This is a genomic window from Bacillus sp. SRB3LM (assembly GCF_015712745.1).
Lineage (GTDB): Bacteria > Bacillota > Bacilli > Bacillales > Bacillaceae_G > Bacillus_A > Bacillus_A thuringiensis_K.
Window position 1 is genome coordinate 718,434 of record NZ_VWVQ01000103.1, and the last position, 14,043, is coordinate 732,476.

Consider the following 14,043-nt stretch of genomic DNA (forward strand, 5'->3'; position numbering starts at 1 on the left):
AAATAGGAATTAAAATAAAACGTTTTTGTAATTAGAATTTTCATTAAATTCAAAACAAAAATAAAAGACACTTTACTTTTTTAATAAAGTGCCTTTTTCCATATGATCAATGAGTTTCTTTGTTGCCTGTTTGCCTTGCAACCGAAGCTCATCTATTGTCAATTGTAACTCTTGCTGCACAGTTCCTTGTTGCATTAATTGCTTTTTCGCAATTTCATATAAATACTCAGCACTCCATTCGCCATCCACACTTCCTATAACTGGCTGATTCACTTGACTTAAAAACGAATCAATTTTCGGATCGTATGAAATCCCGACCATTGGAGTTTTGGCTACAGCAGAAAAAACTAGTGCATGAAGACGCATACCAATTAGTAATGAACATTGTGATAAAATGAATATTTTCTCGTCGATATCCATTTTATATGGAAGCATATACGTCTCTTCTCCCATTAAGTCTACTACTTCACGCGAAGCTTTTTGATCAAATGGCTCATGCATTGGAACAAATAGAATTTGGTATCCTTCTTGCTTTAATTTTTTTAATGCCTCAGCTAATTTTTTTATATAATCTTCTTTTGCATTCCAATAACGCACACTAACCGCAATTACTTTTCCATGTATCGAATGCTTTTGCAACCAATCCGATTGTTTTGTCCGTTTCCATGTTAAAACAGGGTCTGGAACAATTTCAATATCGTTTTTTATGCCAAGTTCTTTTAAATATAAAAACGAATCCTCATCTCGAACTGATACGTAGGAAGCTTTTGACAAGTTCCATTTTACTAATAAACGATTATATCCTTTTGTAATTGGACCTATTCCTTGTGAATAAATATAATACGGCTTTTTTAATAATCGAGCGAGTCCCATAATACCCGTATAATATAGAATACTCTTCGTACTTGTCTGATCTTGAAGAAGGCTCCCGCCACCGCTAATAACTCCATCACTGTTTTTGATTGCATGATAAACAGCTTTTATATCCCAGCGATCTACCGATTCTACACCATACATTTCCTTTGTATATTTAGAATCATTTGATAGTACTACTAGTTCTATATCCGGGTTCTCTTTACTTAACGATTCAATAATTGATTGTAGAATCGCCTCGTCTCCAACATTATAAAAACCATAATATCCTGATAAGACTAAACGCACCCTAAATCTCCTCCAAAACTAGGTAACCGTTTATTTCATCTAACATAAACTGGTACCCATTCCTTACCTAAACACTTGATACCCTACATAGTTTCCTCTTTATCAGCTCATATGAATTATAATAAAAAATTAAATTTCTATATTTATCTTTTCAAAAATGGTATTTTGTTTATTGATATCCATTTTAATTTCAAAGCACATACACCATACAAAATGGTTGTAATACTTAATGCTATACCACTGAATAATAACGTCATAATTCTTGAAGATGTAACATCTATCACATTACATAGTTCATACAATCCTAGTCCCAAAATACATGCTATTGCTAGCACACCAAAAAAGCTTTTTAAATGAATAGAATAGGCAATATAGCTTCGAATATACAAATGATTTACAATACAAATCAATACGTAAGTAATTAGTGTACTATACGCCGCTCCATCTATACCAAACTTCTGCACGAACATCATGTTTAACACGACTTTCACACAACTCGCACCAATAACAATCCATGCAGCTTGTGCAGAACGGTTAATGCCCTGTAAAACACCTATTGATAATACCATAACCGCAGTAAAATACGAACTGCCAATCATAACTGTTAACATACTACTGCCTTTTACGTCTGTGAACAATCCGACATTTAACGGTACTGTTAATGCCATCAACCATATTGTTAACGGTGCTGTCAAAACATGCGCTAGTCGATTTGTATTTTGAATTGTTATTTTCGCCAAATTTATATCTCTTTTGGCCAATGCGGAAGTTAAGAGTGGTATTAACGGAAATACAATTGCACTTGCAAAAATAACAATTATTTGCGTGAATGCAAAACCGCGACTGTATATTCCAAATTGTTCTTGAATTTCTGTTGATGATCCTTGTAATACATGCGGTATTGTAAGCGAGTCTACTAAATTTAAAAGTGGCATTGATAAAGCTCCGATAGCGATTGGGATCGATACCCGCAATATCTTTTTGCCGTTTTCTCTTAAATCTCGGAGCGAATAGGAATTGCTTTTATTGTAGTATGGACTTCTATTATATTTTATACGCAAATATATAAGCGAACTAATGACTCCAAGAAAAGAGCCAATCATCGCACCACTAGTAATAACAGTATTACTCTTATCCCATGATACTAGTATGTAAGCAATTATTAACATAAAAAACACACGTACAAATTGCTCAATGACCTGTGATACCCCTGTTGGTTTCATATCACCGAAACCTTGAAAATACCCTCTATACACCGCCATGTATGGCGCAATGAGTAATGCTAATGAAGTAATAAGCAACGGCATTCTAGTTTCTTGTCCACCGAGCATATTCGCAATTTCAATAGAAAATAATACAATGACTAAACAGCCGAAAACGCCAAATGCTATCCCAATAATTGACGCTGATTTAAATAATTTCGCAATTTCCTTTTGCTTATTTTTTTCGTTCAACTCTGCAATTAGTTTCGAAATTGCAAGTGGAACTCCGGCTACCGATAATGTAAGAGCAATCATATATACAGGAAAAACAAGGCGAAAAATACCGAGCACTTCATCTCCTGCAATATTTTGTAATGGAATTTGAAAAAAACTACCAAGCAATTTTGACAAAAAAGTTGTAATGGTTAAAATTGCTGCTCCTTTTACAAATGTTTTATTCATATTTTTTCTCTTTTCTTTTATACATATACTCTCAAACATATTGTTTTAAGCGATAGGGATTCATTTTATCCCATTGGTTATCATAACAAATTTATTATAGGTTGAATACTTGGTTTTTTTTTCAAAATAGAAAAGCGAACCCATTTAAGCCTGTCTCTTCACAATATTTTTCTAATTCCTTCCATTATATATGTACACACTATAAGCGTTTCTGTTACGCCAAAAGAGCCCTTCCTCTCTGTCACTGCGATACATATTACTAAAAACATTATAAAAACATCCCACAACTCTACATTATAATTTATGTAAAATTGTGAGATATTCTAATTACTATCTAAACACTTAAGATTTTCAATTGCTCTTTCTGTTCATCGCTTGCCATTGCTGCGATTGTTTTTTCAATACTCGGATGTACTTGCTCAAGCTCTACACTTGCTCCTACTTTATTTGATTGCTCAACAAAATTTAATAATGCCATAGCTCCTGATACATCCATATAACGCACATCTTTCATACGTAAAACAACCGGTGACTTCACATCTTGTAAAGTAGAGAAAATACGATCTACTGATAGGAAAGAGAGCGGCCCTTGAATTGTGTACGTTTCTTCTTTTTCTTTTACGATAGAAGTTTTACGTTCTTTACATTTCACCATATATATGATGAACGAAAGAATAATACCGAAGGCAACAGCAATCATTAAATCGAACTTCACCGTTACAATCATCGTTACGAGCATAACAACGACATCACCTTTAGGAGCGACATGCATCTTTTTCATGCTTCCCCAATCGAACATTCCAATACCAGTTAAAATTAAAATACCTGATAATACAGCAAGTGGAATATATTGTACGACCGAACCAAGACCCATAATAAAAATAAATAAGATAACACTATGCATACATGCCGAAAGTGCCGTTTTACCGCCACTTCTTATATTCACGATAGACCTTACAGTCGCACCTGCACCTGCTAATCCGCCAAACAATCCGCTCATCATATTACCGATACCTTGTCCAACGAGCTCTTTATTACTTTTATGACGTGTACCTGTCACATTATCCATTACGACCGATGTTAACAACGAGTCAATCGACCCTAACAAAGCAATACTAAGCGCTGGTAAAATAAGTGCTGCTATTCCTGTTCCACTTAAAGATGGAATATGAAGCGTAGGTATCGCTTCTGGAATAGTTCCAATCTTTTCAATTACTTTATTTAGTGAAAGATTTCCGATAATCGGTAACTTTACTGTAAGTCCTTCGAGTAGAGAAGAAAATAAAGGAAGCAAAGCTGTCACACCGACTAGTGCTACTAAACTAGACGGAATCGCCTTAATCCATTTGCCAGAAACAATCATTACAATAATCGTTAACACAACAAGTAGAAAACTATTTTGTACGTGTTTTATTTCGCCTAAAATAATGATTAATGCAATACCATTCATAAATCCTGAAACGACAGGATACGGAATATATCGAACGTAAGAACCGAGCTTACATACACCGAATAAAATTTGAAATAATCCTGCCATCATAAAGGCAATAAAACTTGCCTCTAACCCGTGCGTCGCAATAACTCCTGTTGCAATAACGGTAATCGGTCCAGTTGGCCCTGTTACTTGCCCAGGTGTCCCGCCAAATAACGCTGCGAATAAACCTGCAAAAATTGCACCATACAATCCAACAAGCGCTCCCTCAGACGTTCCTGTCGCAGCAATACCAAACGCAATCGCAAGTGGTAACGCAACAATCGCAACAGTAAATCCTGCTAAACATTCCTTTGCTATTTTTTGAAACATAAAAAAACCACCTTTGTATAAAGTCCATGTTCCATTGTACACCTAAAAAGATACATTCGTTAGCTCACTTTTTACATTCTCGTGACGTAAACGTATTCAACGAAAAGTTTTCCCCTTATCTTTGGAAACAATTGCAACTATGCTATAATGAACAAATTAAATCTTTTACTATATACTTGGAGGCACTATGCTAACTTTTGAAGAAAAATTATCGATTATTGAATCTTTCCCAGAACTAGAAAGAAAGAACGTATCATTAAAACGTGTAAACTTCCACTTTGAAGAAAGTCGTTTAGATAAAAAGAACGTTGTATTTCATTTACACCCAAATGGAAATGGATTTGTATATGCAAGCGGTATTAAAGGTTATAAAACAGATGATAAAGGTATGGTTAACATCCGTGAGTTTTCAGCAGAGGAGTTACGTTCAGTAATTGAGAAATCAATTGACCTTCTATCACAAGAAGAGGTAGTAGCACCTGTAGAACCTGCGAAAGAAGAAGAATGGCAGAACGAAGATGGTCATATTCTTACTCTTATTTCAGAGGATGACATGTGGAACGTGTACGCTGGTGTAAACTTAGACGGTACATTCAACTCTTATCCAGAAGCTGCGGAATACCTTGATGAAGAAGGCTTTTCACGCAAATAAAAATAGAAACCTATTTCATTCAACGACTTTTATAGTAATCAAAGAAGACACTTAAGGTGTCTTTTTTTGTTATATAAACTCCTTTCTCACACTATCTCTACTAATTTTCATAAAATGATTTAGAGGAGGTTTATATGAATACAACTGCTAAATTAATAAATTGGAAAGAACATGGCGATATGATTATTCTAGAATGTGAATTAAATGGAAAACGCTTCGAGATATCAACATATAAACAACGAATATATAATGCACACCTTTTATCAGATGACGTTTATATTCGTTTAGACTCATCTGATAATATAATTGGAATAAATATTTATAAAAAGTAAGAAAAGCCCCCTATTCTGAAGTGACCCCCGAAAGTTAGACAGGTCGTTTCATTAGGCAGCCTCTAGGGTATGAGCCCGGTATTGTACTGGGCTCATACCCTTTAATTTTGCCTTAATTCTTTTATGATTATAGTATTCTATATACTTTGCTAACTCTTGTTTGAAATGTGTTATACTTTCAAATTCTTTTCGATACAGAAATTCCGATTTCATGATACCGAAGAAATTTTCAATAACGGCATTGTCATAACAGTTTCCTTTGCGAGACATACTTTGAGTTATGCCACAATTCTTAAGAGAATGACGGTATTGTTTCATTTGATAGTGCCAACCTTGATCAGAGTGAATGAGGAGTTTATCCGGATCGGTTACACAATAAAGGGCTTGGTCCAACATCGTTGAAACAAGGGAATAGGTCGGTCTTGAACCAATTGTATACGTGATAATTTCACCATTAAATAAATCCAACATTGGTGATAGGTATAACTTCTCCCCAAATAACTTAAACTCCGTAATATCTGTAACCCACTTTTCATTTGGTTTTTCAGCTTGGAAGTTGCGATTTAAAATATTTGGTGCAATTTTCCCAACTGTCCCTTTGTAAGAGCGATATTTTTTCATACGAACCAGACATTTTAACCCTAATTCTTTCATAAGACGATACACTTTTTTATGATTTACTTTGTGTCCACGATTCATAAGTTCATCACGAATACGACGATAACCATAACACCCATCGTGTTCATTATAAATAGCTTGAATCAGTTCTTTTACCTCCGCATTTGGATCAGGACGATTAAAATGTTTCATCCAGTAATAGTACGTACTACGTGGAATGTTTGCGAGTTGAAGTAACTCCTTGATAGGAAATTCATGCCTTAACTCGTAGATTACTTGCGCTTTGTCTTGTTTGGTGATTTTTCTTTGTTTTGAACTAAGGCATTCAACTTTTTTAAATATGAATTTTCCATACGTAAACGCTCATTTTCCGCTTGTAAGGCTTCGATTGATCCTTCATCTACTGGTTTTATTTTTTTATCTTTCATGGTTGGACGCCCCTTTTTCTTTGATTGTAGGGCATCCAATCCTCCTGTTTCATAAGCTATTTTCCATTTCCGAAGTGTTTCATAAGACGGTATATTGAAAAGTGCCGCTGTTTCTCTGATAGATGTCCCGTGTTCATTCATATAATAAAGTACATCTAGTTTATACTGGGCTGGGTAGAATGTATAGCACTTTTCAAAGGCCTTTTCACCTGAAGACTCATATCGTCTAATCCACTCACGAAGTACGCTAGGGTTAACTCCTATAGATTTAGCAATTGTTTTTCCACTTTCTGTACCATCTAAATATCGTTTCACCGCTTGGATTTTTTCTTTTGAAGAAAATTTAGCCATAAAAAATGCACCTCCAATTGTTAGACTGTGTCTAACAATTGGGGTGCACTTCACATATAGAGGGCTTTTAATTTATCTAACTGCAGCGGCTAGAATCTCTGGCCATTTCACACTCTCGGCCTGCGCCAAAAGTGCTTCTCGATCGAGCGTTCCAATGACCTGCGATTCTGAGCGAGCTGCCTCCGCTTTTATTACTATCCAGTTACGCCTCCTAGACCATTGCGTCTAAGAACCTTCCCTGCCAAAAGGTAAAAAGCACCTTTTGCAGGAAAGAACCTTAGCCACCGGGTCTAAACAGTCGGCTTCACTTTTATTTCACCCAACCGAGCAGCATTTCCCGCACGAATTTGCTTGCTGCGACTGGTGTTTGATCACTATGGTCGTAGACTGGAGCTACTTCTACTAAGTCTGCTCCAACTACATTTATATTTGAATTTGCAATTGCTACGATGGAATCTAATAATTCTTTAGATGTGATACCGCCAGCTTCTAACGTTCCTGTTCCTGGAGCGTGAGCTGGGTCTAATACATCAATGTCGATTGTGACATAGACTGGGCGTCCTGCAAGTTTCGGTAATACTTCTTTTAACGGTTCTAATACGTCAAACTTGTATAAGTTCATACCCACTTCTTTCGCCCATTCAAATTCTTCCTTCATTCCAGAACGAATTCCGAAAGAATATACGTTTTCCGGACCAATTAAATCACACACTTTACGAATTGGTGTAGAGTGGGATAAAGGCTCCCCTTCATACGATTCACGTAAATCAGTATGAGCATCCATGTGGATGATTACTAAATCCGGATATTTTTTTGCCATTGCCTTAAAAATTGGCCAAGACACTAGGTGCTCACCGCCGAGACCTAGTGGAAACTTACCGGCATCTAAAAGTTTTGATACATATTCTTCAATCATGTCTAAGCTGCGTTGTGCATTTCCGAATGGTAATGGGATATCACCCGCATCAAAATATTTTACCTCTTCTAGTTCACGATCTAAATACGGACTATATTCTTCAAGACCGATTGATACTTCACGAATACGTGCAGGGCCAAAGCGAGATCCTGGACGGTAACTTACTGTCCAATCCATAGGCATCCCGTAAATAACTACCTCTGACTCTTCAAAACTTGGATGACTTTTAATAAATACTTTACCTGAATAAGCTTCATCAAAACGCATATTCTTTTCCTCCTTATGTGGAACTTAAGGTATCCCAACCTTTCATTATTTCTCAAATTTGGAGCGAGTTGCTCCTCTTTCTCGATTTACCGGGTCTTCTGTTTCATACAAGAAGACAATTTTCTTTACAGAAGTGTAAATAGCTAGCATGTTCAAGTCTTCTGGACAAACACCTTAAATGAGCTACTTACACTTTATTTGTTCGATACGATTCTCTTACTTAATTAGATCGCCAACAAATTTCGGTAATGCGAATGCTGCATTGTGTAATTCTTTTGTGTAGTATTTCGTTTCGATTTCGTGGAAACGCTCTTCACTTACTTCTAATGGATCATGTTTTTTAGATCCGATTGTGAATGTCCAAAGACCACTTGGATAAGTTGGAATATTCGCTGTGTATAAACGAGTAATTGGGAAAATCTCTTTTACATCTTTAAACACAGTTGTAATTAATTCTGGTGTAAACCACGGGTTGTCCGTTTGAGCAACGAAAATACCATCTTCTTTTAACGCTTTTGAAATTCCAGCATAGAAGCCTTTTGTAAATAGGTTTACTGCTGGTCCTACTGGCTCAGTAGAATCTACCATAATTACGTCATATTCATTTTCGCTTTCTGCGATATGTAGGAAACCGTCTCCTACTTTCACTTCTACACGCTCATTATCTAATGCGCCTGCAATTGATGGTAAGTATTGTTTAGAGTACTCAATTACTTTTCCATCGATTTCAACAAGAGTTGCTTTCTTTACGCTTGGGTGTTTTAACACTTCACGAATAACACCGCCATCACCGCCACCAACAACTAATACGTTTTCAGGGTTTGGATGTGTAAATAAAGGTACGTGCGCTACCATTTCATGGTAAACGAACTCATCTTTTTCTGTCGTCATAACCATGCCATCTAAAATAAGCATGTTTCCGAACTCTTCCGTTTCAACCATATCAAGTTTTTGGAATTCTGTTTGCTCCGTATGTAATGTGCGGTTAATACGCGCCGTAATCCCAAAATGTTTTGTTTGTTTTTCAGTGAACCATAGTTCCATCGTACAATCACGCCTTTCAATGCAAATTTATAATAGGGACATCATTAATGTCCCCTAACAAAAATAAAACAAAACATCCAAAATGTATAGTTAAAAGTACAAAAATACCGAAAATATATTTTAGTCAGAGGGTTCTAACATATGTGCAGAAAGGGTTTGCACCGTAAAAGGAAAGAAAACCCTTTCTTAAGAAAGGGCTTTTGTCTCAATTTCTACTGGTTTACGAATTGGAATTAGGATCATAATACAACCAACTAATACCACAATTCCACCTACTAAAAACGGACTTTGTGGTGAAACAGTATGACCGATAACTCCTGATAAAATCGGAGCAATTGCGCCCCCTAGCCAACGAACGAAGTTATAAACACCTGACGTAACAGATCTTTCATAAGGTGAAATATCCATTACATAACTTGTATATAATGCATTGTTTAAACCAGATGCCAATCCTGATAAAACGATAAGAGTAATTTGTAACCACATAATTTTCACAAAGAATAGTGCAATTAAGAAAATCGCAAATACAAGTAAACTACCCTTCAATAATGTTTTTGGTTCATATTTCCCTTCTAGCTTATGTGCTAAAATTGCAGAACCGTAAGCTAACGCGAGTCCCCATCCGCAAAATACAAAACCTAATTGAATAGCTGATAAATGCATAATAAGTGGTGAATATGCTAACACGACAAAAAATCCGTAGTAGTATAGCATCCCTGAAATGGCACCTTGCATAAATGGTTTATACTTCACCAGGTTAAGTAATTCCCCTACGCCAGCAGCCTTACGCTTCACTTTTCGCTCTGGTTCTTTTACAAAAAAGAATACTAAAATAAATGCTAAGAAAATTAAAATACTCGTCGCGAAAAACGGATAACGCCAAGAATGACCACCTAATATCCCGCCTAATAATGGTCCGCCAGCCATGCCTAAACCGATAGCTGCTTCGTATAATCCTACTGCTTCATGAACTTCTTTACTTAATGCTATTAACAGCGTCATTGCTGTAGCAAAAAACATCGCATTTCCTAATCCCCATCCAGCGCGGAAAAGAGATAATTGAGCAATCGTTTGCGATATACCACATATAAACGCAAATACAGTCACAATCGCAAGACCGATTGTCATCATCCGTTTATCACCAAATCTCGATGCAAATATACCAGCTGGTAACATCATGATTGCCATCGTTAAAATATAAGCGGTAAATAACATTTCAACTTGCCAATGTGTTGCACCAATTTTCTCTGCAATAATTGGCAAAATTGGGTCGACTACTCCTATACCCGAAAAGGCAAGGAAGGTAGCCACCACTGTAATCAATCTCCCTAGTTTTTGTTTGCTCTCCATTTTGATTACTCTCCTTTTGTGCTCTCTAAAAATGTTACTGCACGATGTAAACTATCTTCGAGTTCTGCCTTTACACGTTGCATTTGCTCCATTTTTTCGTCTAACGTTTGCACTTGTTTTTCAAGCATATCTTTAATTTCTTGAATCACTTCACGATCACGAGGGTTCTCGCTATTTCTCCTTTGCTCCATTCTTTCTTTTAGTGATAAGAAATGCTGCATTTCTTGAAGTGTGATTCCTAGCACTTCTTTCGCTTCTACAATTCTTTTAATTCTGGCAATATCCTCATCAGTATACAGACGAATATTTCCCTCACTACGTTCTGGGGGATGAATTAAACCAATTTCCTCATAATAACGAAGTGTACGTTTTGTTAAACCGACTTGCTTTGTTACTTCATCAATTTTATACATGTTTATTCCTCCCTTCACTTGATTATTACATTTTACGTTAACGTTAACTTTTCTGCAACTGTTAGACTTTTGTAAATGTTTGTCATATTCAATTGTATTTTCCCTAAAGCAGTTTCATAATAAAAGAAATGAGATAATAAGGAGAATTTCACATGATTAAACCACTTATTTTCGCTCATCGCGGAGTAAAAGGAACACATCCCGAAAATACGATGATTGCCTTCCAAGAAGCAGAACGCATTGGCGCTCACGGAATTGAACTCGATGTCCACTTATCAAAAGATGGTGAACTTGTCGTAATTCACGATGAAACCGTCGATCGCACAACAAATGGCGTTGGACTTGTTTCGGAAAAAACGGTGGAGGAACTACAATCATTGGACGCTGGTAGCTATAAAGACCCTTCTTTCCATGAAGCAAAAATCCCAACATTGCGCGAGGTTTTCATTTGGCTTTCCACAACGAACTTACAACTAAATATTGAATTAAAGACAGATGTTATTCATTACCCAAATATTGAGGAAAAAGCTGTCGCACTTGTGCGTGAATATCATCTTTCTAATCAAATTGTATTTTCATCATTTAACCATGACTCTGTTTCATTATTAGCAGAAATTGCTCCTGAAATCCCAAGAGCAATTTTATATGATACACCACTTGCTGATCCAATTGCCGAAGCAAAACATAGAGAAGCAAATGGATTACATCCAAACTTCCAGTTATTAACGAAAGAATTTGTGCAGTTAGCACAAGAGCAAGGGTATGTTTTCCGTCCATATACAATTAATGAATACAAAGATTTACAAACTATGATTGATTATGGTGTAGATGTCATCATTACCGATTGGCCAGCACGTGCCTTTGAGCTCCTTTCTTAATGGAAGGGGCTTTTTTATTTTCGAAATTTCATTGTTTAAAATAAACGAAAACCCTCAATACTAATACAATAACGCTTGTATTAATGAGGGGCTGAAAAAAGATGGATCAAACTATGAATCCAAAACTTAAAAAATATAAACGTCTTTTCTTCACCGCAATGTTTTCTTGCGTCCTTTTCTTCGTTTTTTCTTTTTTTGTTATTATTATAGTTGCAAAAATTATGGGACCTCCTCCTGTTGCGGTCCCGCAAACAAGCGTCTTTTACGCAAATGATGACACTGTTATAGGACAAAGTAATGAAATGCAAAAACGTTACAATGTATCTCTTAATGAAATTTCACCTTATGTAAAAGAGGCGACACTATCTATTGAAGATCAACGATTCTACAAACATCATGGCTTTGATATGAAACGTATTGCTGGTGCCATTGTTGCCGATTTAAAAGCGATGGCAAAAGTCCAAGGTGCTAGTACGATTACACAACAGTATGCTCGTAACCTTTACTTAGATCATGATAAAACGTGGAAACGTAAACTATTAGAAGCAATGTACACAATTCGCCTTGAGGTGAATTATAATAAAAATCATATTTTAGAAGGATATTTAAATACAATTTATTACGGACATGGCGCTTATGGCATCGAAGCTGCGTCCCGTCTATATTTCGATAAAACGGCAAAAGAGTTAACATTAGCAGAAGCTAGTATGCTCGCAGGTATCCCGAAAGGGCCAAGTGTCTATTCTCCCTTTTTGAAAGAGGATCGTGCGAAAGGACGACAAGCTCTCATATTAGATGAAATGGTAAAGCAAGGATATATTACGAAGCAACAAGCAGCCTTAGCGAAGAAAGAGCCACTAACTTTTGCCTCATTAGATACGAAAAAAGTAGCAGAGGTCGCACCATATTTCCAAGATGCTGTACAAGCTTCGCTCCTTCGTGATGTTGGATTAGACGAACAAGCTTTACAACGGGGTGGCTTGCGAATTTATACAACGCTAGACCCTAAACTACAAGCTGTAGCAGAACAAGCTGTAAAAGATCACATACCTGACACAACAAACATACAAACTGCTCTCGTCTCTATGAATCCAAAGACAGGTGAAGTGGCTGCTCTTGTTGGTGGAACTGATTATACTACGAGTCAATTTAACAGGGCTACACAAGCCATTCGTCAGCCTGGTTCTACATTTAAGCCATTTCTATATTATGCAGCATTAGAACGAGGATTCACGCCTGCTACACGCTTAAAAAGCGAATATACTGTATTCACCTTAGGTGACGGCGTTTCAAAGTATAAACCGAAGAACTATAAAGATTATTATGCAGATGATTTCGTAACGATGGCACAAGCTCTCGCAGTCTCTGATAACATTTATGCTGTGAAAACAAATTTGTTTTTAGGCGATGACGCGCTTGCAAAAACAGCGAAACAGTTTGGAATTACAAGTGCATTAAAAGATGTGCCTTCTCTAGCTCTCGGTACATCACCAGTAAAACCAATTGAAATGGTTAACGCTTATAGCATGTTCGCAAACGGTGGAAAAGAAGTAAAACCTACTTTCATTCGCCGCATTATGGATCATGAAGGAAATATATTATACGATGCTCATTTAGAGAGTAAACAAGTTCTCGACAAGAGCAAAGCGTTTGTAATGGAAGAAATGATGACTGGTATGTTTAATAAGAAACTAAGCAGCTATGCTGCTGTAACTGGTCAATCGATGTTATCCAAACTATCAAGAACATATGCCGGCAAATCTGGTTCTACTGAAACGGATAGTTGGATGATCGGATTTACTCCGCAAATCGTAACAGGTGTATGGGTCGGATACGATCAACCTAAATCTATTTCAAACGTAGCAGAACAAGGGTATGCGAAGAAAATATGGACTGATACGATGGAGAAGGGCTTAGATGGACAGCCTAAAAAAGAATTTAAACAACCAAGTGACGTCGTAGCGGTTAATATCAATCCAGAGAACGGTAAAATTGCTACAAAAAATTGTCCTATTTCTGTGAAAATGTATTTCGCTAAAGGTACCGAACCGACTGAATATTGTATGGATCACGTCGATGATAAAGAAGAATTTGAAAAAACGACTGAAGAAAAGAAAAAAACAAGTTGGTGGAAAAAATATCTTCCTTGGTAAAAAAAATAGCTG

At 36.5% G+C, this 14,043-nt stretch carries 12 protein-coding genes; 4 read left to right on the top strand and 8 right to left on the bottom strand.

The genetic code is table 11. The annotated features are described in order from the left end of the window. Positions 1 to 72: 72 nt before the first annotated feature. The 3 genes from csaB to F3I02_RS30855 form a co-directional block, all read right to left on the bottom strand. Positions 73 to 1,161, bottom strand: coding sequence for a polysaccharide pyruvyl transferase CsaB (gene csaB / locus F3I02_RS30845; protein ID WP_001241595.1), 1,089 nt, complete (start codon positions 1,159 to 1,161; stop codon positions 73 to 75). A gap of 143 nt (positions 1,162 to 1,304) precedes the next feature. Continuing rightward, entirely contained in the window at positions 1,305 to 2,825 is a 1,521-nt protein-coding gene (locus tag F3I02_RS30850; RefSeq protein ID WP_196478745.1) for a putative polysaccharide biosynthesis protein, read from the bottom strand. Positions 2,826 to 3,159: 334 nt separating this feature from the next. Further along, positions 3,160 to 4,629: a SulP family inorganic anion transporter gene (locus F3I02_RS30855; protein ID WP_196478746.1), complete on the bottom strand. Its 1,470-nt coding sequence runs from the start codon at positions 4,627 to 4,629 to the stop codon at positions 3,160 to 3,162. A 187-nt stretch (positions 4,630 to 4,816) separates the two neighbouring features. Between F3I02_RS30855 and F3I02_RS30860 the strand changes: the two genes are divergently transcribed. Next, a complete protein-coding gene (locus F3I02_RS30860) occupies positions 4,817 to 5,281 on the top strand; it encodes a hypothetical protein (RefSeq protein ID WP_000954998.1) in 465 nt (154 codons plus the stop codon). A gap of 134 nt (positions 5,282 to 5,415) precedes the next feature. Further along, positions 5,416 to 5,613: a hypothetical protein gene (locus F3I02_RS30865; protein ID WP_001098260.1), complete on the top strand. Its 198-nt coding sequence runs from the start codon at positions 5,416 to 5,418 to the stop codon at positions 5,611 to 5,613. 51 nt (positions 5,614 to 5,664) lie between these two features. On the opposite strand, the gene F3I02_RS30870 is transcribed toward F3I02_RS30865, so the two are convergent. The 5 genes from F3I02_RS30870 to F3I02_RS30890 form a co-directional block, all read right to left on the bottom strand. Further along, a protein-coding gene (locus F3I02_RS30870; RefSeq protein WP_085960089.1) for an IS3-like element ISBth10 family transposase occupies positions 5,665 to 7,010 on the bottom strand; the annotation gives its coding sequence in 2 pieces (ribosomal slippage) (positions 5,665 to 6,569 and positions 6,569 to 7,010; 1,347 coding nt in all). Between the two features lie 310 nt (positions 7,011 to 7,320). Continuing rightward, positions 7,321 to 8,193, bottom strand: a complete 873-nt coding sequence (gene speB, locus F3I02_RS30875; RefSeq protein ID WP_001209827.1) for an agmatinase — start codon at positions 8,191 to 8,193, stop codon at positions 7,321 to 7,323. A 216-nt stretch (positions 8,194 to 8,409) separates the two neighbouring features. Continuing rightward, complete coding sequence (speE, locus tag F3I02_RS30880) at positions 8,410 to 9,237, bottom strand: polyamine aminopropyltransferase (protein WP_000424696.1); 828 nt, start codon at positions 9,235 to 9,237, stop codon at positions 8,410 to 8,412. Between the two features lie 186 nt (positions 9,238 to 9,423). After that, entirely contained in the window at positions 9,424 to 10,587 is a 1,164-nt protein-coding gene (locus tag F3I02_RS30885) for an MFS transporter (RefSeq protein ID WP_000444234.1), read from the bottom strand. 5 nt (positions 10,588 to 10,592) lie between these two features. Then, positions 10,593 to 11,000, bottom strand: coding sequence for a MerR family transcriptional regulator (locus F3I02_RS30890; RefSeq protein ID WP_000276560.1), 408 nt, complete (start codon positions 10,998 to 11,000; stop codon positions 10,593 to 10,595). 152 nt (positions 11,001 to 11,152) lie between these two features. On the opposite strand from F3I02_RS30890, the gene F3I02_RS30895 reads away from it, so the two are divergent. Together F3I02_RS30895 and F3I02_RS30900 are read left to right on the top strand one after the other, a co-directional pair. Continuing rightward, positions 11,153 to 11,878 (top strand): glycerophosphodiester phosphodiesterase, encoded by a 726-nt coding sequence (locus F3I02_RS30895; RefSeq protein WP_000595028.1) that lies wholly within the window; start codon positions 11,153 to 11,155, stop codon positions 11,876 to 11,878. A 101-nt stretch (positions 11,879 to 11,979) separates the two neighbouring features. After that, positions 11,980 to 14,031, top strand: coding sequence for a transglycosylase domain-containing protein (locus F3I02_RS30900; protein WP_000372968.1), 2,052 nt, complete (start codon positions 11,980 to 11,982; stop codon positions 14,029 to 14,031). The last annotated feature ends 12 nt before the right edge of the window (positions 14,032 to 14,043 follow it).